Annotated in this window: 24 protein-coding genes, 1 tRNA gene and 1 pseudogene; 13 read left to right on the forward strand and 13 right to left on the reverse strand. The window is 59.7% G+C overall.

The window, feature by feature from the left end:
- Positions 1-93: 93 nt before the first annotated feature.
- A complete protein-coding gene (locus VGG22_04575) occupies positions 94-687 on the reverse strand; it encodes a ferritin-like domain-containing protein (GenBank protein ID HEY1727632.1) in 594 nt (197 codons plus the stop codon).
- Between the two features lie 57 nt (positions 688-744).
- Between VGG22_04575 and VGG22_04580 the strand changes: the two genes are divergently transcribed.
- Entirely contained in the window at positions 745-1,611 is an 867-nt protein-coding gene (locus VGG22_04580; GenBank protein ID HEY1727633.1) for an aldehyde dehydrogenase family protein, read from the forward strand.
- A gap of 26 nt (positions 1,612-1,637) precedes the next feature.
- Positions 1,638-2,180 (forward strand): class II aldolase/adducin family protein, encoded by a 543-nt coding sequence (locus VGG22_04585; GenBank protein ID HEY1727634.1) that lies wholly within the window; start codon positions 1,638-1,640, stop codon positions 2,178-2,180.
- A gap of 12 nt (positions 2,181-2,192) precedes the next feature.
- Here the strand turns inward: VGG22_04585 and VGG22_04590 are convergent.
- From VGG22_04590 to VGG22_04600, 3 genes are all read right to left on the reverse strand, one after another.
- A tRNA-Ser gene (locus VGG22_04590) sits at positions 2,193-2,282 on the reverse strand.
- 18 nt (positions 2,283-2,300) lie between these two features.
- A complete protein-coding gene (locus tag VGG22_04595) occupies positions 2,301-2,987 on the reverse strand; it encodes a haloacid dehalogenase type II (GenBank protein HEY1727635.1) in 687 nt (228 codons plus the stop codon).
- A complete protein-coding gene (locus tag VGG22_04600; GenBank protein ID HEY1727636.1) occupies positions 2,987-3,466 on the reverse strand; it encodes a YqeG family HAD IIIA-type phosphatase in 480 nt (159 codons plus the stop codon). The genes VGG22_04595 and VGG22_04600 overlap by 1 nt, the downstream gene beginning before the upstream one ends.
- A 300-nt stretch (positions 3,467-3,766) precedes the next feature.
- On the opposite strand from VGG22_04600, the gene VGG22_04605 reads away from it, so the two are divergent.
- The 4 genes and pseudogenes from VGG22_04605 (at position 3,767) to VGG22_04620 (ending at position 12,671) form a co-directional block, all read left to right on the forward strand.
- Complete coding sequence (locus VGG22_04605; GenBank protein HEY1727637.1) at positions 3,767-9,268, forward strand: LAGLIDADG family homing endonuclease; 5,502 nt, start codon at positions 3,767-3,769, stop codon at positions 9,266-9,268.
- Between the two features lie 81 nt (positions 9,269-9,349).
- Positions 9,350-10,267 (forward strand): hypothetical protein, encoded by a 918-nt coding sequence (locus VGG22_04610; GenBank protein ID HEY1727638.1) that lies wholly within the window; start codon positions 9,350-9,352, stop codon positions 10,265-10,267.
- Positions 10,255-11,139 (forward strand): aldose epimerase family protein, encoded by an 885-nt coding sequence (locus tag VGG22_04615; GenBank protein HEY1727639.1) that lies wholly within the window; start codon positions 10,255-10,257, stop codon positions 11,137-11,139. Before VGG22_04610 ends, VGG22_04615 begins: the two co-directional genes overlap by 13 nt.
- Positions 11,140-11,249: 110 nt before the next feature.
- Positions 11,250-12,671, forward strand: a pseudogene (locus tag VGG22_04620) (amidohydrolase family protein).
- Here the strand turns inward: VGG22_04620 and VGG22_04625 are convergent.
- The 4 genes from VGG22_04625 to VGG22_04640 all read right to left on the reverse strand — a co-directional run bounded on the left by VGG22_04625 (position 12,648) and on the right by VGG22_04640 (position 13,948).
- Positions 12,648-12,914 (reverse strand): hypothetical protein, encoded by a 267-nt coding sequence (locus tag VGG22_04625; protein ID HEY1727640.1) that lies wholly within the window; start codon positions 12,912-12,914, stop codon positions 12,648-12,650. The pseudogene VGG22_04620 and the gene VGG22_04625 overlap by 24 nt on opposite strands.
- A gap of 1 nt (position 12,915) precedes the next feature.
- Positions 12,916-13,467 carry a TauD/TfdA family dioxygenase gene (locus tag VGG22_04630; GenBank protein ID HEY1727641.1) on the reverse strand — a complete coding sequence of 184 codons (552 nt, stop codon included), beginning with the start codon at positions 13,465-13,467 and terminating at the stop codon, positions 12,916-12,918.
- The gene (locus tag VGG22_04635) at positions 13,367-13,585 is read right to left on the reverse strand and encodes a hypothetical protein (GenBank protein HEY1727642.1); all 219 of its coding nucleotides are present in this window, start codon (positions 13,583-13,585) and stop codon (positions 13,367-13,369) included. Before VGG22_04635 ends, VGG22_04630 begins: the two co-directional genes overlap by 101 nt.
- A gap of 102 nt (positions 13,586-13,687) precedes the next feature.
- On the reverse strand, positions 13,688-13,948 hold the full coding sequence (locus tag VGG22_04640; protein ID HEY1727643.1) for a high-potential iron-sulfur protein: 261 nt from the start codon (positions 13,946-13,948) through the stop codon (positions 13,688-13,690).
- Positions 13,949-14,015: 67 nt separating this feature from the next.
- On the opposite strand from VGG22_04640, the gene VGG22_04645 reads away from it, so the two are divergent.
- The gene (locus VGG22_04645; GenBank protein ID HEY1727644.1) at positions 14,016-14,618 is read left to right on the forward strand and encodes a 2OG-Fe(II) oxygenase; all 603 of its coding nucleotides are present in this window, start codon (positions 14,016-14,018) and stop codon (positions 14,616-14,618) included.
- Between the two features lie 29 nt (positions 14,619-14,647).
- Positions 14,648-15,139: a formyltransferase family protein gene (locus tag VGG22_04650; GenBank protein HEY1727645.1), complete on the forward strand. Its 492-nt coding sequence runs from the start codon at positions 14,648-14,650 to the stop codon at positions 15,137-15,139.
- 1 nt (position 15,140) lies between these two features.
- On the opposite strand, the gene VGG22_04655 is transcribed toward VGG22_04650, so the two are convergent.
- From VGG22_04655 to VGG22_04670, 4 genes are read right to left on the reverse strand one after another with little or no spacing between them, the layout of a single operon-like run.
- Positions 15,141-15,689, reverse strand: coding sequence for a hypothetical protein (locus VGG22_04655; protein ID HEY1727646.1), 549 nt, complete (start codon positions 15,687-15,689; stop codon positions 15,141-15,143).
- Positions 15,686-16,831: a YbfB/YjiJ family MFS transporter gene (locus VGG22_04660; GenBank protein HEY1727647.1), complete on the reverse strand. Its 1,146-nt coding sequence runs from the start codon at positions 16,829-16,831 to the stop codon at positions 15,686-15,688. Before VGG22_04660 ends, VGG22_04655 begins: the two co-directional genes overlap by 4 nt.
- The gene (locus VGG22_04665; protein HEY1727648.1) at positions 16,831-17,613 is read right to left on the reverse strand and encodes a hypothetical protein; all 783 of its coding nucleotides are present in this window, start codon (positions 17,611-17,613) and stop codon (positions 16,831-16,833) included. The genes VGG22_04660 and VGG22_04665 overlap by 1 nt, the downstream gene beginning before the upstream one ends.
- A complete protein-coding gene (locus VGG22_04670; protein HEY1727649.1) occupies positions 17,613-18,713 on the reverse strand; it encodes an AI-2E family transporter in 1,101 nt (366 codons plus the stop codon). The genes VGG22_04665 and VGG22_04670 overlap by 1 nt, the downstream gene beginning before the upstream one ends.
- An 89-nt stretch (positions 18,714-18,802) precedes the next feature.
- Between VGG22_04670 and VGG22_04675 the strand changes: the two genes are divergently transcribed.
- The 4 genes from VGG22_04675 to VGG22_04690 are packed head-to-tail and all read left to right on the forward strand — an operon-like array spanning position 18,803 to position 22,801.
- A complete protein-coding gene (locus VGG22_04675; GenBank protein HEY1727650.1) occupies positions 18,803-19,603 on the forward strand; it encodes an SDR family NAD(P)-dependent oxidoreductase in 801 nt (266 codons plus the stop codon).
- Positions 19,603-20,793 (forward strand): hypothetical protein, encoded by a 1,191-nt coding sequence (locus tag VGG22_04680; protein HEY1727651.1) that lies wholly within the window; start codon positions 19,603-19,605, stop codon positions 20,791-20,793. Before VGG22_04675 ends, VGG22_04680 begins: the two co-directional genes overlap by 1 nt.
- Entirely contained in the window at positions 20,790-21,632 is an 843-nt protein-coding gene (locus VGG22_04685; protein ID HEY1727652.1) for an SDR family NAD(P)-dependent oxidoreductase, read from the forward strand. Before VGG22_04680 ends, VGG22_04685 begins: the two co-directional genes overlap by 4 nt.
- A 5-nt stretch (positions 21,633-21,637) precedes the next feature.
- Positions 21,638-22,801, forward strand: a complete 1,164-nt coding sequence (locus VGG22_04690; GenBank protein ID HEY1727653.1) for an acyl-CoA dehydrogenase family protein — start codon at positions 21,638-21,640, stop codon at positions 22,799-22,801.
- Positions 22,802-22,808: 7 nt separating this feature from the next.
- On the opposite strand, the gene VGG22_04695 is transcribed toward VGG22_04690, so the two are convergent.
- On the reverse strand, positions 22,809-23,174 hold the full coding sequence (locus VGG22_04695) for a helix-turn-helix domain-containing protein (protein ID HEY1727654.1): 366 nt from the start codon (positions 23,172-23,174) through the stop codon (positions 22,809-22,811).
- A 103-nt stretch (positions 23,175-23,277) separates the two neighbouring features.
- On the opposite strand from VGG22_04695, the gene VGG22_04700 reads away from it, so the two are divergent.
- The gene (locus tag VGG22_04700; GenBank protein HEY1727655.1) at positions 23,278-23,772 is read left to right on the forward strand and encodes a DoxX family protein; all 495 of its coding nucleotides are present in this window, start codon (positions 23,278-23,280) and stop codon (positions 23,770-23,772) included.
- The last annotated feature ends 6 nt before the right edge of the window (positions 23,773-23,778 follow it).

The raw sequence follows: 23,778 nt of genomic DNA on the forward strand, positions 1-23,778 counted from the left end.
GGCAGCCTCGCTTCCCTACCATCCCAGGCTGGCCTGTGCTCACCATCTCACCCCGACCTTAATATTCGAAGCTGAGAAGGTGTCTGACGACCCCTAGCGCCGCAGCATCGGGCGCCCTTCACGGGCCACGAGAAGGTCATGCATATCGCTTGCGTGTTCTTCTTCCTGAGCCAGTATCGCCTCGAGCATGATGCGCGTCGTCGGGTCCTTGTCGCCGAAGAAACGGACCATCTCCGTGTACGACTCGACAGCCACCCGTTCGGCGATCAAATTCTCCTTGATCATGTCAACCAGCTCCGGCCCGTCACTGTATTGGCTGTGCGAACGGGTCAACAGACCCTCAGGATTGAGGTTAGGCGTTCCGCCGAGCTCGTTGATGCGTTCCGCAATCTTTCGCAAATGCACGAGCTCGTCGTTGGCGTGCTCTTCGAACTCTGCCTTGACTTCTGAGGAGTTGATGCCCATCGCGGCCGCGGCGTTGGCGGTGTAGCGCAAGACGCAGACGACCTCCGTCGCAAGCGCGGTTTGCAAGACCTTGACAGCCTCGCTTGGGTCGAGTCCGTAGCTTGACGTGACGGCACCCTTCTCCATCGCCGCTTGCGCACGGCGCCGCAACTCCCTGACGTCGGAGAGGAACGGCTGGCTTTTCTTATGACCATTCTTATGAGATGAACGCTTAAGCATCATAGGGCCGTGTTACCCGCAAAAGCGGGTGCCAACGCAAGCCGGCGCAAAAGTCGCCGTATGGCGAAAAAGGACGCCGATAATCGCTTAGCGGTCCGCAAGATGTACAAGCTGTACGTCGGCGGGCAGTTCACGCGCAGCGAATCCGGGCGCAGCGATGCATTCGGCGACGCTAACGTTGCGCGCGCATCACGCAAAGATCTTCGGGACGCGATTGTGGCTGCGCGCAGCGGACAAGCAGCATGGTACGGGACGACGCCCGCGCTTCGCGGCCAGATCCTCTATCGCTTGACGGAAATGATGGAAGGCCGGCGGGCCGAGCTCGCGGATCGTTTGGCCGATGAGGGCCTGGGTCGCGCAGACGCGCGCAACGAAGTCGGTTTCGCGATCGACCGCGTCTTGTGGTATGCGGGCTGGTGCGACAAATACGCGGCCGTTCTCTCTGCGCGCAATCCCGTGTCCGGTCCACACTTCAATTTCTCCACGCCCGAGCCGATGGGGATCGTCGGCGTCGTTGCTCCCGATCGTCCGAGTTTACTCGGCCTCGTCAGCACTGTTATACCTCCGCTCGTCAGCGGCAACAGCGTCGTTGCGATTGCATCCGAAACCGATCCGCGCACGGCGATTGTTTTTGCGGAGTGCGTCGCGACCAGCGACATGCACGCCGGAGCGCTCAATATCCTCACCGGAAAACGTGCCGATCTGATTCCGCATCTTGCGCGCCACATGGACGTCAACGCGGTCGCGGTGTATTGCGCCGACGCGGAAATGAGCGCCGACGTCACCCGCATGTCAGCCGAGAATCTCAAGCGTGTCTACCTCGAGAGCGCCGTCGAGGACGCCTGGACTGACGCGCGCTTCGAGGATCTCGATCGCGTCGCAGCCTTCGTCGAAACAAAAACGATCTGGCATCCGGCCGCTATTTGAAAGCGCGCGACGCGCGCGAAGAGATCGTGGGCTGCGCCCACGCGCTCTGGGAGCGCGGACTCGTTACGGGTTCGAGCGGCAACATCAGTGCACGGCTCGACGACGGCGACATTCTGATCACGCCGACGCGCAAAGCGCTCGGGTTTCTGCGCAAATCCGATGTCGTACGCATCGACATGGATGGGAAGCCGCGTAAGGACGGCATTCCGTCCAGCGAGTGGCGTTTACACGTCGCAGCGTATGCCGCACGCAATGAAATTGAAGTCGTCGTGCACACGCATCCGACGTTTTGCGTCGTCTGGTCGAGCGAAGATAAGCTCTTTCCGCGCGAGACGGTTGCGTCAACGGAGTCATTGCGGCCCATGAAGATCGTTGCGTTTCACCCGAATGGAACGCAAGCACTCGCGGACGCGACGCGCGAGGCGCTTGTCGACGGAACCCCGCTCGCGCTGCTCGCGCGTCACGGACTGGTAGCGGTTTCCGGCGAGATGGAAGACGCGTATGTGCAAACCGATCTCGCCGAAGAGTGCGCGAAGGTCGCGTACTTCAGCGCCCTCTTTCGTCGCTAGGAACTGTACGACTGGCGGAGAGGGGGAGATTCGAACTCCCGAGACCCTTTCGGGTCTGCTCGCTTTCCAAGCGAGTGCATTCGACCACTCTGCCACCTCTCCATGAATTACGTCAGGCGTTCAATCGCCAAAAATCGCGACGACCTCCTGCAGTGACGTCACGATATGCGCCGGCGCGGGAGGCATCGTTTCTGTTGGGAGTCCGCCGCGATTGCACCACGCGACCTGAAACCCAAACGCTGCAGCCCCTGTCGCGTCCCAACCGTTGGAAGAAACGAAGCCGATCTGCGACGGTTGTTTTCCGAACCGCATGCTGGCCAGCGCATACACTTGCGGCGCCGGCTTGAATTTGCGAACTTCGTCGACGCTCCAGACGTCGTTCAGCAGCGAGTCAAGGCCGGTGGTTGCGAGCGCGCGCTTTGCCGTTGCGAGCGTTCCATTGGTCAACACCGCCGTGCGCATGCCTTGCGAACGAAATGCCTCGAGGGCAAGCGTCGCATCCGGATAGGGACGCAGCTCCAGCCATCCGTCGCACAGCCTCGTGCGCATCTCGGCATCGGCGTCGATCTCGAGTGCGGCCAGAACATAATCCAGCGAACGCGCGGTCAACGCATCGAAGTCATCGTACCGGTCCATCAGCGTGGCCGCGAACGAGTACGCGATTTGCTTGTCGCGCCAGCGCTGGACGAACGCATCTGCGTTCTTCTTCCCTAAGGCGGTGCCGACCAGCGTACGCAACGACGCGATGTCGAGTAGCGTCCCGAACAGATCGAAAACGACCGCATCAACCTTGTTTGTGGCGGCCACTATCGGCGCGCCCAGCGTAATAGCGTGCGTTCGACGACGCGCATCGCACGCGTCGTGATAAATCCATGCTCCGAGATCGGGTCCGTGAGAATCGCGCGCATTCCGAGTATTTTCGCTCCTAAAATGTCGGTAAAAAGCTGATCGCCGACTACTACGGTCGCAGCCCGCGGCGTTCCCAGCGCGCGGAGCGCGCGCAAGAACGCCAGCGGTAAGGGCTTCATTGCGCTGGGTACTGACGGTACGCCGATTTGCGATCCAAAGGTTGCGACCCGTTCGCTCCAATTGTTGGAGACGAGCACGACGCGAAATCCGCGGGCTAGGGCGGAGCGCACCCAGTTCGCGATCGCCGGCTCGACGGATGCGGCGCGGTACGCGACAAGCGTGTTATCGAGGTCCACGATGATACCGCGCACGCCCATTTCGGCCAGCCCGTCGAGTGAAATTTCTGCGAGCCCGCGGGCATAAGCGTCAGGGAGCATCCATCCCCGCTATCCCCGCCTCTCTCCACAGGGCGCTCGCCTTGTTCGCCGGGCATCCACCGCCGCAGGCCCAGTCATCCACGAATATTTCGGGTTACGCACAGCCTCTGCCCAAGGTACTCGGAACCTAGATGTAGTGGAGAATGAAGCATCTTGACCCCTATATCTTGTGTTTGAAGTTTGGAAGCGGTATGCTGTTCGTCACCGAGCGTCGACGCTTGCTTCGTATCCCGTGCTGGGACATCGAACAGGTGTTCGATCGCTACCGCTCAATAAAGTTCTTGTTGGAGGCGCCGAGGCATGAAGTTTGAGCGCGCGTATTCACGTCCTGGTGAGCCCTATGCGGGCCTCACGTTCGTGGCGCGGACGTCCAGGATCACCAATCCCGACGGTTCGCTTATTTTCGAAGCTAAGAACTGTATGGTCCCGGCCGACTGGAGTCAGGTCGCGGTCGACGTGCTCGCGCAGAAGTACTTCCGCAAGGCGGGTGTTCCGGCGCGCCTCCGCACGCTCCCGGAGGACGGCATTCCCGAGTGGCTGTGGCGCTCCGTACCGGACGAGGTCGCGCTAGCCGACGTACCTCGTGAAGAACACTTTACGCACGAAAACGATGCGCGCCAAGTTTTCAACCGGCTGGCCGGCACCTGGACGTATTGGGCCTATAAATACGGCTACTTCGATTCCGAGGGCGATGCACGCGCCTATTACGACGAGATGTGCGCGATGCTCGCGCGTCAAGTCGGCGCGCCGAACTCGCCGCAGTGGTTCAACACGGGCTTGCACTGGGCGTACGGAATCGAAGGCCCTTCACAAGGTCACTATTTCGTCGATCCCAAGTCAGCGCAGCTGACGCGGTCGATCAACGCATACGAACATCCCGCACCGCACGCGTGCCTGCCATACTATGCTGCAGTCAGCACGCCCGACGGCCCGATCGCAATCGGTGATATTGTCACCAAGAATCTTATCGGGCTACCAGTTTATGATGCAAAAGGTACAACCCGCGTCCTAGCAGTCCAATATAATGGCGTTAAATCTGTCTATCGAATTCGCCTTGCAAACGGAAACGCGATCGATGCAACTTCGGACCACATCGTTCTCGCTGCGGAAGGTGATAAAGGACAGAAGCGCTGGCGTCTTGTTTCCGAGCTGAAGACAGGCATGCGCTTGATTCAGCGCACGGACACGGCGATTGACGCTTCCGAAAATAGCAAACTGGAGAGCGAAGCAGCGCTTGCGGGTTGGCTTCAGGCAGACGGGTTCGTCGGCCAGTATGCAGCTGGAACTAACCGCAGCCTCACAATTGAGGCGATAACGGTCAATGAGGACGAACGCGGATACGTTCATGCACTCTTCCAAGAAGTATTTGCAGGCGTACATTCACACGAGCGCTCGGTAAAGAGTATAGATCAAAGCCTATCGGTACGCCGTAAACGGTACTATGGCGAGCAATTAAGGCCATTCGTCGAGCGTTACCAGTTGCTAGATCGTGGCCTCGAGATGCAAGTGCCGCCGGTTGTTTTGAGCGGCGGGCGGACTGTCATATCAGCGTATCTTCGTGCCCTCTTTCAAGCTGACGGCTGTGTAAGGATTAGAGAGGATCGTGCCTCTAGTGATATTGTCTTTGGAACGATATCGCCAAAACTAGCTGACGGCGTCTCGCGGATTCTTTCTCATTTGGGAATTTATAACCGAATTTCCGTTGGGAACGACTCCAGAGAAGATCGCCAGCCTTACCATCATGTCGTCATTGCTTGGAAAGACGCCAAGGAAAAGTTTTCATCGCTAATTGGTTTTGTATCTACCGACAAGAGGACGAAGCTGAGCAATGCCTTGACGCTGCCCGGCCGGCGTGTTGCCGGCCTGCGCGACGAAGTCATCCAGTCAATCGAGTACGTCAGCGATCAAGACGTCTATGATATCGAGACCGAAAGTCACAATTTCCTGACGAACAACGTCATCGTCCACAACTGCTTCATCCAAAGCGTCAACGACGATCTCGTAAATGAAGGCGGGATCATGGACCTTTGGGTTCGTGAAGCGCGCATTTTCAAGTTCGGCTCGGGGACCGGATCGAATTTCAGCAATTTACGCGGCGAGGGAGAGCGTCTTTCCGGCGGCGGCACGTCGTCCGGATTGATGTCGTTCTTGCGCGTCGGCGATCGCGCTGCGGGCGCAATCAAAAGCGGTGGCACCACGCGCCGCGCAGCCAAGATGGTGATCCTCGACATCGATCATCCTGATATAGAAAACTTCATCAACTGGAAAGTCAAAGAAGAACAAAAGGTCTCCGACCTCGTTGCAGGCTCGATCGTTTGCGAGCGCAGTCTCAATGCGATCATGCGCGCGGCACAAGACGAGACACTTCCCGAGAGTGCACGTTTGGATCCGACGCTCAACCCGCAGCTCCGCTCTGCGATGCGAACCGCGCTCTCGAACGGGATCCCTCAAGCCAATGTCCAGTACGCGCTTGATTTTGCTCGCCAAGGTTACAAGGCGCTCGAGATCGAGACGTACGATACCAATTGGGACTCGGCTGCATACGCGACCGTCTCGGGACAAAATTCGAACAATACCGTTCGCATGTCGAACGATTTCTTCGCGGCACTCGACGCCGGCAGACAGTGGGATCTGCGCTGGAGAACCGACGGCAGAGTCTCGAAATCAATCCCTGCTTCGGAGCTGTGGGAAGACATCGCGGTTGCTGCTTGGCAATGCGCCGATCCGGGCTTGCAATTCGATACGACGATCAACGAGTGGCATACGTGCCCCGAAGACGGCCGCATCAACGCCAGCAATCCGTGCGTAACCGGCGACACGCTCGTTGCCACCGCCGATGGTTTGGCGCGCATCGACTCGATGGTCGGACGCTCGGCCTTCGTCATTGGTTCGGACGGCAAACCGCATTTCGTCTCAAGGATATTTCCGACCGGCGCGAAGCGCGTCTACCGTTTGCGCACGCGCGCCGGTTACGAGCTGCGACTGACTGCCGATCATAAGATTCTCACCGAAGAGCGCGGCGACGTCGCGCTTGCGGACGTCATCATCGGCGAACGCGTCGTCTTGCGCGGGTCCGGTTTCGGAACGCGCCCGCTCGACGAATCGACGCTGCTTGCGCTCGCAGCCCGTGTCGGTTCACAGTCGCTCGTCGCGGTCGGCAACGGCCTCGCCGGCGCCGAAGCGGTCGATGAGTTCATCCAGCAAGACGGACACTTGCAATTCGCACCATCGATCTACGAACTCGATCGTACCTCGATAGCGATGCTGCTACGGGCGCTTTTCGATGAGTGCGGCGAGTTTTCGTCGGGCTCGATGGAGCTGCTGTGGCAGGTCCAGCTTCTTCTTCTTAACTTCGGCGTCAAAGGCAAGATCTATCGCGATCGTGGCGTCATTCGCATTGCCGCACACTCACGTTCGCGTTTTGCGCGCACGATCGAGGGCGGCGAGCCGTTCGAGCGTTCGCGTGAAGTCCTCACCGACGAAGTTTCGCAGATCAAAGCGCTCGGCGTTGAGCTGGTCTTCGATCTCACCGAATTTGATACGGCTCACTTCGTGGCCAACGGCATCGTCGTGCACAACTGCTCGGAATACATGTTCCTCGACGACACGGCGTGCAATCTCGCGAGCCTCAACCTCGTCAAGTTCACGGACGATACCGGGCGCTTCGACCCGAAACGCTTCGGCGATGCGTGCCGGATGTGGACGTTCACGCTCGAGGTCAGCGTCCTGATGGCGCAATTCCCCTCGCGCGAGATCGCACAGAAATCATACGACTTCCGGACGCTGGGCCTGGGCTATGCGAATCTTGGGACGCTGCTCATGCGCATGGGGCTGCCGTACGATTCAGAGGAAGGCTTCGGCTGGTGCAGTGCGATCACGGCCTTGATGACCGGCGCCGCCTACAAAGCCTCGGCCGAGATGGCGCGCGAGTACGGTCCGTTCGCGCGCTACCCTAAGAATGCCGATTCGATGGGACGCGTCATGCGCAACCATCGTCGCGCTGCGTATCAGGCGCCGCGCAGCGAGTATGAAGGGCTGACCATTCCACCGATCACGCACGCGCCGACCCTGTTCACACAAGAGACGTGGGCAGCCGCACGCCATGCGTGGGATCACGCCCTTGCAATCGGCGAGATCGCGGGTTATCGCAACGCTCAAGTCACGGTTATCGCGCCGACCGGCACGATTGGACTCTTGATGGATTGCGACACGACCGGCATCGAGCCTGATTTCGCGCTCGTTAAGTTCAAGAAGCTTGCCGGCGGCGGCTACTTCAAGATCGTCAACCAATCTGTCGACTCGGCATTGAAGCATCTCGGCTACACGCCCGAACAGATCGCAGGCATCGAGACGTTCGCCAAAGGCACGAACACACTCGAAGGAGCGCCGCACATCAACCGTGCGACATTGCGAGCCAAAGGCTTCGATGACGAAGCATTGGATCGGATCGAAAAGGCGCTGCTCGGATCATTCGAGCTCGCCTTCCCGTTCAATCGCTGGACGCTCGGCGACGAGTTCTGCAAATCGAAGCTCGGTATGACCGACGAACAGCTCGCGGACATCAACACTTCGATTCTTGTCGACGTGCTGGGCTTCACGCCCGCGCAAATCGATGAAGCTTCCGACCATATCTGCGGCCGAATGACGCTTGAGGGTGCGCCGTTCCTCAAAGACGAGCATCTGCCGGTCTTCGATTGTGCGACGCCGTGCGGTAAACACGGTGCGCGCTTCATCCGCCCGATCGCGCACGTCGACATGCTTGCAGCATCCCAGCCCTTCATCAGCGGCGCTATCTCGAAGACCATCAACCTTCCGCAGAATGCGACGATCGGCGACATCAAAGAGACCTATCGTTATTCATGGGAGCGGATGTGCAAGGCGGTCGCGTTGTACCGCGATGGCTCGAAGCTTTCCCAACCGCTTGCGAGCAGCGTCGATCTCGGCGGCGATATCGACGAGACTCAGCCGAGTTCTGCCTACGAAACGCCGGTCCAAATCGCGGAGCGTGTCGTCTACCGCTATATCGCGAAGCGCCGGCGTATGCCCGACCGGCGTGGCGGCTATACACAGAAAGCCGTCATCGGCGGCCATAAAGTGTACCTGCGCACCGGAGAGTACACCGATCAAACGCTCGGCGAGATATTCATCGACATGCATAAGGAAGGCGCAGCCTTCCGCAGCTTGATGAACAACTTCGCGATCGCCGTAAGTCTTGGCTTACAGCACGGCGTCCCACTCGAAGAATACGTCGAAGCGTTCACCTTCACGCGATTCGAACCGAACGGCCCGGTCGTTGGGCACGAGAATATCAAGATGGCAACCTCGATTCTCGACTACATCTTCCGCGAGCTCGCGGTCAGCTATCTCGGACGCTACGACTTGGCACAAGTTCAGCCGTCGATGGAAGTCGATGCGATGGGTGATGCCGCCGAGTATGTCGCTGAGGAAGAGGTCGAAGTTCGCTACATGGACCCGAAGCCGCGCGCAATCGAGGACAAGCTTCACCCGCGCAGCTCGCACCTCCACATGGGCGGGCAGGAGCCGCGTCAAGAAGTTTTGCGTCCGCAAACACCACCACCGGTACGCCCGCAAGCCCTCGCAGGTGGCGGTGAGAGCAACGGAAATGGCAACGGGCACTCGCGTGTCGGTACGGCAACGGTGTCACGAACCGAAGCTGCGCGGATTGCAGTCGCCAAAGGTTACAGTGGCGACGCCTGCAACGAGTGCGGTCAGTTCACGATGGTCCGCAACGGCACGTGCCTCAAATGCGACACGTGCGGATCAACGAGCGGATGTAGTTAAATATGTACGCCTTACCTATGGACTAGATCGCACACCCGCATTCTCAGAGTCGGTCCAGATACTCGCGATACAAACGAGCCAATGGGATTCATCCGTTGGCTCGTTTTCATCCTGTTACTATGCATCAGCCCTCAAGCTGCTACGGCCTCGTTAGCTAACGATGAGCAGGTTCAGGCTCCGACCGTTCATGTCGGAACGTGCAGATTGCAGATTACATATCATGGTAAAACGAGTGTGCCGAACAAGGCGGTTCTTTACATCGGCTTCGTCAATGATGGACCAGTGCCACTGTCGGGAGTCACATGGCGCGTGAATTTCGGCGCCGCTGATCTCGATTTCACGGCTCGAGGAAACTTCGAACCGGGTAAACTCGTTGCGCAACGGCTCTTTATTGATCCGCCATATCATAGGACTTTCGAACAATACTATGCCGGCCTTGATGAGCCACGAGCGTGCCGTCTTGTCGCGGCCCAACGGGAGAACGGCTCCATCTGGCGCGATCCTGCTGCGACGATTCCATCTACCGCCTTTCCGACCGTCGCGCCGTACAAATCCGAAACGGTGCCCGCTATATTTCCCAATTCGAGGAACGATCCGGTCGGGGTGCTATCTTGCAAACTCGTGATCGCACTCAACGATCACGGTCAGCTGTGGGTCCGTTTTCGAAATCTTGCACAGGCCACACTGCGTTCCATCGTCTTTCGAGCCCACGTCGGAACGGGAGGCCACGATTTTGTCGACGCGGGTAATTTCTCCACGGGAGCTCTCGTCCAGCATTGGATTAACAGCAGAATTCCCGAGTTTCCCGCATCGGAGTTTTTTGAATCGATTGATCAACCATCGAGTTGTGACGTAGTCACAGCTACATACGCGAATGGCTCGTCGTGGACCAATCCGAGTGCCGGTCCTGCTCCACCACCACTCCCAACTCCCAATACGTTAGTCGAGCGCGGGGTGAAACCAGAACCTGACGAAACCCCTCATCGATGGATGAACTGACACTAAAGAACACCCATGGACACACCGTATCGCTCACACCGGTGGGCGGTGCTATGACCAGCGTGATCGTTCCCGATCGGGCCGGATCACGCGCGAATATTGTCGTCGACGCAGGCGGCAGCGCCGGGAAGATCATCGGGCGTTACGCGAACCGAATAGCGAGCGGATCGTTCGAGCTCGATGGCACGACCTACAAGCTCGAAACGAACGAAGGCGGCAACACGCTCCACGGCGGGCCGGACGGATTCTCCAAACGTACCTGGGACGTGGCAGAGCAATTAGGCGCGCGTGTCACGTTCGTGATTCATAGCCCCGATGGTGATCAGGGATTCCCGGGCGCACTTGAATGCCGCGTGACATATTCGTGGTCGGATGCGAACGCGCTGCGCATTGACTACATGGCGACGACCAATAAACCGACCGTCGTGAACTTCACCAATCACGTCTACTTCAATCTGAGCGGCGTTGCGGGAACGCCAATCGAGAACTATCGGCTCCGAATTCCGGCATCGGCGTACACACCGACCAATGCTGAGAATATCCCGATCGGAACGATTGCCCCGGTCGATGTCGCACGCGACTTTCGCACCGAGCGTCCCGTGGGAACGGAAAAGTACGACTGTAATTTCGTACTCGACGCATGGGACGGCTCGTTGCGCCGCGCCGCGACCTTATCAGATCCAAATTCCGGCCGCTCGATCGAAGTCGAAACGACGCAGCCCGGAATGCAGCTGTTCACAGGAAAGCCCGGAGCGATCGCGCTCGAAACGCAACATTTCGCCGACTCGCCGCACCATGCGAATTTTCCGAGCACCGTCTTGCGGCCGGGCGAGACCTTCACCGCTACGACCGTCTACAGCTTCAGCAGCTAGCCGCCGCACGTGACGAAGCGTGTTGTGAGCGGAGCCTCAGTGCTCGATGGGTCGGGGAACTCCGCTCGTCTCGACGACATCTTTATCGTCGACGGTACGGTCTCACGGTCGCTCCCGGCTTCATCGACGCGCACTCGCACGCCGACAACGTACCGTTCCTTCCGGAGTCTGATACCTCAAAGCTATTTCAAGGCGTGACAACAGAAGTCGTCGGCAACTGCGGTTTTAGTCTCGCTCCGGTTAATCCGCGGTATCGATCCGAGCATCTTGGGCGCCTATCGATGTGGCGGCACGAATTCGCCGGCTCGACGTTTGCTGAGTTCCTCGAAGAAACCGACAAGCGTGGATACGTTACCAACTACGTGCCGCTAGTCGGCCACGGGACGTTACGCGTCGCTGCGATGGGAATGGACGATCGGACGCCGACGGCTCAGGAGCAAACGCATATGGAAGACTTGCTCGAGGAAGCGCTCACAGCCGGCGCCTTCGGCATGTCGTCCGGGTTGATCTATCCTCCCGGTACGTATTCAGAGACTGACGAACTGGTCAAGCTCGCAAACCGGATGCCGGAAGCGGCCATTTATGCCTCGCATATCCGCGGCGAAGGATCAACACTTCTCGATGCAGTGTCGGAAGCGCTGAGAATCGGCGAAGAATCTTCGAGGCGCGTGATGATCTCGCATCATAAAGCAACGGGGAAGAGTAACTGGGGCAAGACCGCAACTTCGCTCGAACTCATCCATGCGGCGCGCAAGCGTGGCGTCGACGTCTATCAAGACGTCTACCCGTATATCGCGGCAAGCACGTATCTCTCGACGCTAATCCCTCCTGAATACCATGCCGGCGGACGCGACGCAACGCTCGCGCGTCTTACCGATCCGGCGAGTCTCGCTCGATTACAGACACAGCTTTCGGACGTCGGCGACGCGTTTGATAACCGATTGCTGGACGCCGGATACGATAACGTCCTGATCGCGTCCACGGCCAGCGGCGCATTCGAGGGCATGACGCTCGCGGAAATTGCTGCCTCGCTGGGCAAGACAGCATTCGATGCGCTCATTCACGTACTCGTTAGCGAACGCCTGACACCGACGATGATCATCTTTCTTATGGACGAGGAGGACGTCGAGCGAGTCATGCGAGACGATCGCACTGCCATTGGCTCCGATGGGCTCGCTCCAGGTGCGGGGGGCAAGCCGCATCCGCGCCTATTCGGCACATTTCCGCGCGTTCTATCGCGCTACGTACGCGAGCGCAATGTGCTCACGCTACGACAAGCCGTTTATAAAATGACGGCACTTCCCGCGGAAATCTTCCGCATTGGTGACGTTGGTTTGGTCGCCACAGAGAAGACGGCCGATCTCGTTGCGTTCGATGGGGCAACTATCGCGGACGATCTGGATTATCGCGATCCTGTTCGAGTGCCGAAGGGAATCGCGTGGGTGATGCAAGCCGGCGAAATGGTCGTCCGGAACGGGAAACTCTGCGGCGACCGGCGCGGCAAGCGCCTACGTCTTCTCGCGACCCCTTGAGCCGGTACCGAACAATCGCCGCTTCTTTATCCCGGGGTTCTTCACTTCGTCGGCTTCGCCGGCGGCGGCGCGCTCTGCAGTAGCTTCGACGTTTCTTTTCGCCTGCTCGAGCAGCGGGCTGTCTGAGTTTCCGTCGATTAAATTTGGAGCGAGGAATAGCCCGCGGTTCATTTGTTCGGCTACGCTGTCTTCGTCTTTCATCAAGCTGCCTATACCCAGCAGGCAGGCGAGTAAAGCGTCCATGCTACCCGCGGTAGGATCGCGCTCCGGTGTCGCGCAGCCATAAGCGCTCGAGGTGACGTTTTTGATCCGGCCGCGCTCCATCGATGAACTCGGTGCGAGCGTGCCCGGTCCTGCGATTGTTCACGAACTGGATCTGACCCGGCTCGAATTCGAGCTCAACGCGCAGCTCCGGCGTATTGAACACGTCTTGCACGGTCTCGAGCGCACTCGCCGTTTGGGTGTCCATCGCTTCTCCGCGCAGTTGGTATCCGCCGTAAATTTCATTCAGCGCTAGGCGCGCGTGCAATTGCTCGCCGTCGTATTCGAAGACCGGTGCCGAAAAATACGGAATCTCGTCGTCTTCGTGTTCGCGGTGGCGGTCATACCAAAACAGGCGATATAAACGCTCGAGGTGTTGAGGCTGCCGCTGCAGCAACGCGTTATGGACGCTCTCGACGCTGATGACTCGGCTCTTACCACCGGAGACCGATTTGGAAATGCACGTCAACGCGACTGTCGAGTACAGGATAAAACATCGAACCGTCGAGCTTTTGCGCGACCGGGCGCGCGACAAGGTTTGCAAGCAGCCAATAGAGTTGCGCAAGCTCTTCCCCCGTCGCCGCTTCGGCCGGGAGACGATCGACCACCGCGAACATCGGCGGCCCGTCGAGCCGACGGCGAACGTCGTACATCGTCTGCGCGGTAACCGGACCAGATAATCTTCGGCGCGTACCGTATCGCGCGTCCACGCCCGTGGACCGGAAACGGTCTGGCCTAGGATTGCGTTCGTAACGCTACCTCTTGGCCCAGGCGATGCACCAGCCGTCCGGACTGATCGTGCCCGTTACGATGCTGCATCCCTTCGGCTTTCTAAAAAAGCGGCAGCCGGCGCACTTCTTGCCGCCGGGACCCGGCGTGTCCTGATAGTGGAACTGCTTCTTGTTGTCGGCGGCTTCCGCGGGCTCCGCGATGAGGCTTATCATAGCCGCAGCCATGGGGACGCCCGCAACCTTGCGGAGAAATTCGGGGCGGTCGAGCTTGTCCGTCTTCTTCATTGAACTACCTCCGATGGTGAAACATGCGCGCCCGTACGTACGAGCATGATACCATTCCCCCGCGCCAATGACCAAAACCGAGCTTGCGGCAAGCCTACCTGCATCTCCAAACGCCGATTCCGTCGAAATCGGTCCGCGGATCTATGCGCTGCGCGTGTTCACGCCGGCCGAGGCGGCGATGATCGTTTCTCAGGCGATGCTCTCACCTAAATGGTTCCCGGCGGTCATCAACGCCTCGCTCGAGATCGATCGGGACATTCGAAACGCCGAGATACTTTTTGAGGAAGTCCATGCGCTAAGCGCGACTTACCGTGAGCGGCTAGAGCAGATCACGCGCCCGCTTGCCGACACGCTCGCACCCGGATCGACCTTGCAAGAAGTACAACTCGTGCGCTACGCCCCGGGCGGAAAGTATGTCGACCATCGCGATGGCCCGACGCCCGGCGCACTACGCCGCGTGCTTTCCGTTGTCTGCTATCTCAACGATCGTTTCGCGGGCGGCGAGACGACCTTCAGCGAGCTGAACGTCAGCGTTTCTCCGCTCACCGGCACCGTGATCGTCTTCCCGCCGGAATATCTCCATCGCGCCGATCCGGTCCAAACCGGCAAAAAATACGTCATAACTGCCTGGTACCACGCATCTGAAAATGCGACGTCGGTCGCCAGGTAATGTGATGCAGACTGCGTACAACCCGGCCAATGCGAATTAAAGTCTTCGGCACGGGCCCGATCTACGATGCGACACTCGAGATCTGCGCGAAGCGCGGGCATCAGGTCGTTGACGAGCGCCCCTACGACCTGATCGTCCTCTCGAACGTTACGCGCATCCTCAAAGCGCCCGAGATTGCAGAGGCCGGACTCGGCGTTCTCTGTTTCCACCCGAGCTTGCTGCCGCGTCACCGTGGCGGCGACGCCGTGTACTGGACTCTCAAGATGGGCGACAAAGAGACGGGCTCTACCTGGTTTTGGGTTGACGAAGGCATCGACACGGGCCCGCTCGCGATTCAGGGCTCGGTCCCGATTCCCGCCGAAACCAAGCCATCGACGCTTTATTACGAAACGCTCGTCCCGCTCGGTGCGAAGCTTTTTGACGAGCTGCTTGCGAAATTGGAAAAAGGCGAACGCCCAAGCAACGTCCAGGACGAATCCAAAGCTACGTACGAGCCGCTGCGTCCTAAGAAGCCGACGTAGCCTAGAACCAGCCGTCCGCGACCTGTGCGAGCTGCGCGATCATCGGCTCACCGACGTCGCGCGGCACCGCCTTGGCGATGATACGCTCGAAGTCGACGCCCCGTTTTCGTTTGGCATCCAATAGACGCTGCAGCTCGCTTGGACCGATCTTCTCGACGACGTGCGAGTTCACGTGGGCGCGTGCGTCGTCGACCATTTGACGTGCACGATCGCCGACGTTGGCTGCGCGCGTCGCCTCCGCGTGCGAACCGCCAAAGGACGGAACGAACGTGTCGAGCGGATCGAAGTCACCGTACGGCGCCGAGTTGCGGGCTTGATTGCGAATCGCGACGACGTCGCGCCGGAATTTCTCCATAGTAGCCAGCATCTCGCGCGCTTGCGTTCGCGGCAGGGTGCGCTCGATCGTCTTCTGATAGTCTCGGTCGGCTTTTTCTAAATCACGGACCGCCCGATCGACTCGCGAGAGAACCTTCTCCGGCTCATCTCCAACAGGCAGACGCGCGTAGAGCAACGCAACGAGTGCGCGCGCAAGCTCACTCACCGTTCTCATGCGAGGCGCGTCCGGGCTGAGATAGCACCGCACGCCATCAATAAGGCTGACAAAAAGAGCACGCTTGATGCTACGACGAGTGCCGTCGTGTAGCTTCCCGAATCGGCGATTAGGATACCCGCAACCGCCGGACCGAGTATTTGACCGACGCCGAACCCGGCCGTCAATCGTCCGATCGCGATGTGGCTCTGGTGCGGCTGCAATGCCCGCGCAAGCCCCGTCGTGAGGGCTACAACCCCCAGAAAGGTCCCGCCGAGCGTCGCCGCCGCAACAATGACGCCGAAGGCGTTCGGCGCGCCGACCGGCGCGATCGCGCCGATTGCCATAACGAGGAGCGCGAGCACGAGTGCGACGTCGCGCCCGAATGCGATACCGAGCCGATTCCAAATGATCGTCGAGGGGATCGCGACGAGACCGACCACGATCCAACTCGCAGATGCAAATCCGGCGATAGACGGGGACGACGCAATCATCGCCACCATGAACGTCGCCGGGATGACATAGCCCATGCCTTGAGCGCTATACGCGGCAAACAGCCAAGCGAACAAGCGGGGATCGAGATTCGAGCCTTCTTGTTCATCCGAGGCAATCTCCGCATTTGCCGAATCCGTCAGCCACGGCATCGTCACGCAACATATCGCGAAAGAGATAAGGGCGAGTCCGAGCCAACCAGCACGCCAGCCTCCCCACGCGCCGAGCGGCGGAACTGCGATAGCGGTCAGCGCAATCCCGGCACCGACGCCACCGTAAAAGATTGCGATCCAATCGGGTCGTCCTTCGCGCGCGGCGCGATCCAGCAGAATGCTCGAGCCGAGAACGAACGCAAAGCCGCTCGCAACGCCGGTGATGAATCGAATCACGGTCCACGCCGCCTGTGGCGTAACGGCGACGAGCGCCGTCGTCACGATGACAACCGCGATTGCCCACCATGCGGCTTGCAATCGGCGCGCGCGAAAGCGCGCACCACTGGCGAAAATCGCGCCGACCAAATAGCCGGCAAGGTTTGACGACGCGATCAAGCCGGCCATCTGATATGAAAGCCCTGCACCGTGTTCCATCAGAGGCAAAAGCGGCGTGTACGCGAATCGTCCGACGCCCATTGCGACGATCATGAGGACGACGGCTGCGCAAAGAAAGCGCACTATATTTTGGCCGTACCGATCGTCCCTTCGCGGACCGCGGCCGTACCCTCGGCGACGGATCCGAAGCGCTCAAAGTGGTCGAAGAGCGCAGTGAACGTTCCTGTCCCGTGCAGCAGCATTATGCGCCCTTGATACGATTCATCGATGCGAACGACGTACCAGAGATTCGCAAGCGGCGAGCCGGTCGTCTCAGTGACCGTCCCCGCCGTCGCATACTTCGACGGCAACACATACGGAGAATACGTGATTTTGACGACGCGCCCGTCAGCCGGCGCGATCCACATCGTCCCTGCGCCATGTTGATCGTCGTGTTTTGCGCTCTCGAATTTGACCGCCACCGTCCCGCTCTCGCAATCAGTGCACGGCGAGACGACTGCAAACGAATAGTCCGGCGCAAACCTGCGGTCGTAGGGCTCTTTGAAAAACACTTTGCCGGACGACCAGCCTTCGGAGGCTTGTTCGTCGCGATCGCTCAGCTGTGCGGCGGAAAACTCCTTGCCGTCTTCGATAACGGCGTAATAATGGAGCTGGGCGAAGGCCCCATCCTTGAAGAGGATCGCGCTGTCGCTTCGTTCCGTATGTTTCACGATGCCGGCATCAATCAGCGTCGAAAAATGGCGCTGCATTCCAACCACGCCGTGAACGTTCGCTTCGTAGGAAGCGATAACGCGCTGCACGATCTCGGGAGGCTTGGGACTTGCCTCATCGGCTCGTGCAACGCACGTTAAGTAAAACGTCGACGCAAACATCACAACGATGCGCGAGAGGATCGTGGCCGCCACTACCCCGGCGCTTCTTGACGAAGCGCCATCTCGCCCTGCCGCAGCAAGTTAAGCGTGCGCCGATCTCCATACAGATCGGCCAATACGACTCTTATCGCAGCCGCAGTCGGAATAGCGAGCAGTACGCCGACGAAACCAAATAAGACGCCGCCGGCAAGAAATGAAAAGATAATGACCGGCGGCGGTAACATGACGTAGCGGCCCAGGACGATCGGTCCGATCAAGTTGTCGATCGACAGCCGCAACGCAGCTGCGAACACGCCGAACCCGAACAGGAGCGCCGGCGTCGCGTGTTCTGCCACGACGAAGCCGAGCAAAATCAATGCGAGCGCCGGCCCAACCATAGGAATCGACTCGAGCAGACCGACGGCGATCGCCAGCAATATCGCATGAGGCAAATGCAAGATGAGTCCGGTCACGAGTCCCGTTGCAATCATCGCGTAGGCGACGATCACGATGAGGCCGCGCACGTAATAGTAGACGACGGGCTCGACCTCTGCAGCCAAGACGCGCGCGCGTCGCCGATGCTTTGGTGGAACCAGCCACAGGACTCCACGCGCCAGCTCCGGGCCTTGGAACAGAAAATAGCCTAGCAGCGCGATGGTGAGGAAGAATCCGACGAGACCCGAGATTGATTCAATCCCTGCGAAAATCAACTTCGCCGGGTCACGCACCAGCGTTTCGAATTCGCGGACGGCGCTCTGCGAAAGGGTCCTTGCGTAGAATGTTTGACCGAGTGCATGCAGCTGTGGCCCGCGGAACGCCACGGTCAGCAAGTGTTCGGTGATCTGCGGCGCCCGACTCACGACACTCGAGATCTCCGGAATCAAATAGAGCGCCGTGCCGGTTCCGGCGAGCGCGATAAGGACGAAGTAGCCAAGATAGACGATGAGCGCGGCTGCCCAGTGCGGCCACCCCGCCTGCTTTTGTAGGCGCCGTACGAGCGGAGCCGCGAGAAACGCCAGCGCCGCGGCAACGCCGAACGGCAGAATTACGAGGCGTAGCAGATAAAAAGCGAACGCTAGGATCAGGACGACGGTCACAGCGGCAGCTACGGTCATCCAGCGGCGTTGCTCGCGCAGCGACGGTGATTGGGGCATCGAAGACCTCATCCCCAAATAGCCGCTCCGTGGCTCGCCCCAAGTCCATTCGGGAGGGCCGCGCCTTCGACGCCGGATAACTGCGCGCCATGGACTCCCGTGGCTCGGAACGCGTCGCGATCATAGCTGGCGCCTCCGGCGCAATCGGCTCCGCCACGGTGCGAGCCCTCATCAATCAAAAGGTCAACGTCGTCTTGGCAGCACTTCCCGATCCCGCATTGGACGTATTGGCACACAAAGCCCAAGAGCAGGGCGTGCGCGCTCTCATCGTCCCAACCGATATCACGCGCCGCGACCAAATCGACGTGCTCGTCGCCAAGACGCTCGTCGAGTTCGGACGCATCGACATCCTCATCAACGCTGCGGGAATCGGCTCGAGTCCGTCGATCTGCGATTCGAGCGACAACGATCTCGAAAGAGTCCTAGCGGTCAATTTGCTCGGACCGGCGCGGCTCATGCACGCCGTGTTGCCGGTTATGAAAGCGCAGGGACGTGGATCGATCGTCAACATCGGATCGCTTGCCGGCGAGGCCGGCATCATGGGCATCTACTCGGGATCGAAGTTCGGCTTGCGCGGTCTTACCGATAGCGTTCGGCGTGAAGTGCGCAGCTGCGGAATCGATGTCACCTTGATCCAGCCCGGCTTCGTCCGCAGTCCGATGAATCCGGCGCATGGCAACAATCTGCCGGGACCGGAAATCGTTGCGGATGCAATCGTTGCAGCGTTGCGCCGGCCAAAGCGCAAACGCATCGTTCCGGCGTTTTACCGGATCCCCGCGTTTATCGTCGGAGCATTTCCGGCGCTAGCCGACGCCGTATTCTGCGATGCGCGAATTCAAGAGCGGATCAACCGCGACGCACGCGCTGAGCGTGGTTCGACACGTAGCTGATGTCCGATCCGCAGTCCGCTCTTCGTGTAGCACCACTCCCACTCCAGCCGTTACGGTGGGGATCGGTACTCTTCGGCTCCATCTACTATCGCTTTCCCTACCGCATCCGCGGCTGGGGACGATTCCCACGCAAACGCGGACCGACACTTCTGATCGCAAACCATCAGCACGAGGTCGAATCCGCCGTGCTGATCTCGGATCTTACGATTGCGACGTTCTCGTGGCGCTGGCCGATTTTCACCGTGTCGTCGCGGCGGATGTGGGAGCCGGGTTTCTTCGCTGAACGCATCCCCCGGCTGAGTTCCGTGCTGCGCATGCTAAACTTCGGCTGGCTTTTCTCCTCGATCGGCTTACAACCGATCGAAAACGAACTGAACGAGCGCCCCTTCGTGAGCGTCGCGTACGTGCTGCAAGGTCTGCACGGTGATCTCGACGCGGAGGTCGTGTTCACCGAAAAAGCCCGAGCACGGCTACCCGGAACGGTGACGCGCATCGGCGACTTGCTGCGCGCCGAGCATTTCGCGGCCGGCCGTTCGCGCGTCAGGCTCATGGAAGTCTTGGAACCCTATCGCAAAGAGATCCTCCAGTTTACGCGCGCGCAACTCGAGGAAGATTTACAGCATTTCGAAAATCTGCAGCGCTCCGGCTCGACAATCTTCCTTGCACCCGAAGGCGATTATTCCGGCGACGGAAAGATGCAGCGCTTGCGCGGTTCGCTCCCGCGCCTCGCGCCCCTCGCGCAAATCTGGCTCGCAGGAATTAGCTACGATCCGCTGGTCGGCCGCAGGCTTTCGATGCTGTATCGCGTGGGAAAGGCGGAGCCCGACGTCCCACTCGATCTGCAGATTAAGCGTATCCGTCCGGTCACGACCAGTGCGTTGCTCGGCGCGTGGCTGCACGAACGTGGTGACCAAACATTCACTGCGCCCGAGGCGCACCATGCAATCGAAGCCGCACTCGCCACGCTTCCGAGGGTGCTTTTCGTCGAGCCCGAGTTGCGCAGCGATCCCAATCGGTTGACCCTGCGTGCGCTGCAGGGTCTTCTTCAGCTTGACATCGCCGAGTTAGACGGGGTGACGTATCGTCTCAAGCCGCAGCGCGCTCACCCGGAATTTCCGCGCACTATCGACATCATCGAGTACCTCTACAATTTTCATCGCGAGACGCTCGACGGCGCAAACGCAACATGAACGTTACGCAGGCGATCGTCGTAACGGGTGCGTCGACGGGGATCGGCGCAGCGGCCGCGCTCGAGCTGGCGCAAATGGGCAACGTCATCTTTGCGGGCGTACGCAATGATGCCGACGGCGCACGACTGCTGCGCGCGCATTCCAATCTTCGTCCCGTGCGCCTCGACGTCACCGAGCCCACATCAATTGCGGCCGCAGCGCAAATCGTTCGCGCCGCAGGCTTTCGGCTTGTGGGTCTGATCAACAACGCGGGGATCGTCGTTGCCGGACCGCTCGAACACGTCTCGGAGGCCGAGCTGCGTTCGCAATTCGACGTCAACGTTCTGGGACAAATCGCCGTAACACAAGCATTCTTACCGCAGCTGCGCGAGAGCCGCGGCCGCATCATCTTCGTCGGTTCGGTCTCAGGGCGCATTTCAATGCCATACATTGCACCCTACAGTGCATCGAAATTCGCTCTACGCGCGCTGGTTGACGGGCTGCGGTTCGAGCTTGCACCCGACGGCATCTTAGTCGCCCTTATCGAGCCCGGATCCGTGAAGACGCCCATCTGGCGCAAAGGCCGCGAACAATATGAAGGACGATGGGATACGCTGCCCGCGCGCTATGTGCTCGCGATGCAAGCCGTGCGGGCTCAATCCGAACGCGAGGAACGTATGGGGATTCCGACCGGCCGAGTTACGCGCGCAATCGTCGACGCGCTTTTCGCGCGCAAGCCGCGGACGCACTATCTCATCGGCGCCTCGGCGCGTTTGGGAGGGACGATCGTCCCGCTGCTGCCCGCGCGCTTTCGCGACATGATCTTTCGCAAGGCGATGCGACTCGGAGGCCGCAAATAAGCAACGTGACGACAACGATTATGACGCCCGAGCGTATCGCGATACGCGACGCCGTTGCGCAGCTGTGCAGCCGCTTCGGACACGAATATTGGACGGCGCTCGACCGCGAACGCAAATATCCCGAGGAATTCGTGAAAGCCCTTACCGACGGTGGTTGGCTCTCGATCCTAATCCCCGAGGAGTACGGCGGCGGCGGCTTGGGGATCATGGAAGCCGCAATCGTTCTCGAAACCATCGATCGTTCGGACGGAACCGCCGTTGCCGCGCACGCGCAGATGTACACGATGGGCACCGTGCTTCGTCACGGCAACGCCGAGCAAAAGCAACGTTATCTCCCCGGGATTGCAAGTGGGAAGCTGCGTCTACAAGCTTTCGGCGTGACCGAACCCAATGCAGGGTCCGATACGACGCGGATTCAGACGATGGCCGTTCGCAAAGGCGACCATTACATCGTCAACGGTCAAAAAGTTTGGACCTCGCGCGTGCAACACTCGGATCTGATGCTACTGCTGGTCCGAACAACGGCGTACGAGGAGGTCGAGCGTAAAACGGACGGTCTCAGCGTTCTGCTCGTCGATCTCCGTGAAGCCGGCAGCGCGATCACGGTCAAACCGATTCGCACGATGGAGAATCACGAAACGAACGAGGTCTTCATCCAAAACCTAAAGGTGCCCGCGGAGAACTTGATCGGCGAAGAGGGCAAGGGCTTTCGCTACATTCTCAGCGGGATGAACGCCGAGCGTATTCTCCTTGCGTCGGAAGTTTTGGGCGACGGCTATTGGTTCATCGAGCGTGCGTCACGCTATGCGAGCGAACGTGTCGTCTTCGGACGGCCGATCGGCCAAAATCAGGGCGTGCAATTTCCATTGGCCCAGGCGTATGCGCAGCTGGAAGCAGCCAGCCTCATGCGCTGGAAAGCGGCTGAGCTCTTCGACGCCGGCGAACAACCTGGATTCGAATCCAACGCTGCAAAGCTGCTCGCATCACAAGCCACGTGGGCAGCTGCGCAAGCCGCGATGGATACGCACGGCGGCTACGGACTCGCCGAAGAGTATGGCATCGAACGAAAGTTCCGCGAATCGCGGCTCTTTCTCGTCGCGCCGATTGCAAATAATCTCGTGCTCGCGTTCATCGCACACAACGTTTTGGGGATGCCGAAATCGTACTAGCGCGCGGCTAGTGAACCCAAGCTTCGGCCCACTGGGCTACGTTGCTTATGATCGGCCCGAGGCTGCGCCCGCAAGCCGTCAACTCGTAACAGACCCGAACCGGCCGCTCGCCGTGCACGACGCGCGCAACGATGCCTTCCGACTCGAGCTCGCGCAGACGCTCCGTCAGGAGCCGGTCCGAGAGGCCGGGAATCGCGGCTAATATCTCATTGAAGCGCCGCGGAGCAGCCATCAGCGTCCGAAGGATAGCCCCGACCCACCGCCGCCCGATCAGCTCGAGAGTGTACTGGAAGCGCGGGCAAAAAGGGCTCATCTCGCCGTTGTCGGTTGAGTCGTCGTGCGTAACAATTACGGGCTCGGTCCGAAGGTGCATACTTATTTCCAATGGGCTAGGCTACTTGACGTAAGTATACCATACCTACTAGAATGTTGGTAGCTTATCTTTCGTAAGGAGAACTCTTTTGGACCTCGCACTATTGCTTGTACGCCTTATCGGGCTCGGATTCGCCGCCCACGGCGCGCAGAAACTCTTCGGAATGTTCGGCGGCTATGGCTTGGCCGGAACGGGAAGCTTTTTCGAGCAAATCGGATTTCGCCCCGGACGCGCGTACGCGGCAGCTGCGGGCTTTAGCGAGCTAGCCGGCGGCCTGCTGGTTGCGTTCGGACTCCTCGGCCCCATCGGCCCGATGTTTATCATCGTCGTGATGACGACAGCCGCGCTGACCGTGCACGTTCCCAACGGATTCTTCGGCCAGAACAACGGCTACGAGCTCCCACTCGTCTACGGCGGCTTCGCGTTCTTGCTCGCCTTCACCGGATTTGGGGCCTACAGCTTGGATGCCGTATTCGGCCTCAGCTCCGTCTGGACACCGACGCTCAGTTGGATATTTGTTGCTCTTGGAATCCTCGGCGGAATCGGCAACACCGCGACGCGCCGAAAAGCGGCAACTCCGGAGGCGGCTGGGAACTAAGGAGAC

This window comes from Candidatus Baltobacteraceae bacterium, from assembly GCA_036489885.1.
Taxonomy (GTDB): domain Bacteria; phylum Vulcanimicrobiota; class Vulcanimicrobiia; order Vulcanimicrobiales; family Vulcanimicrobiaceae; genus JAFAMS01.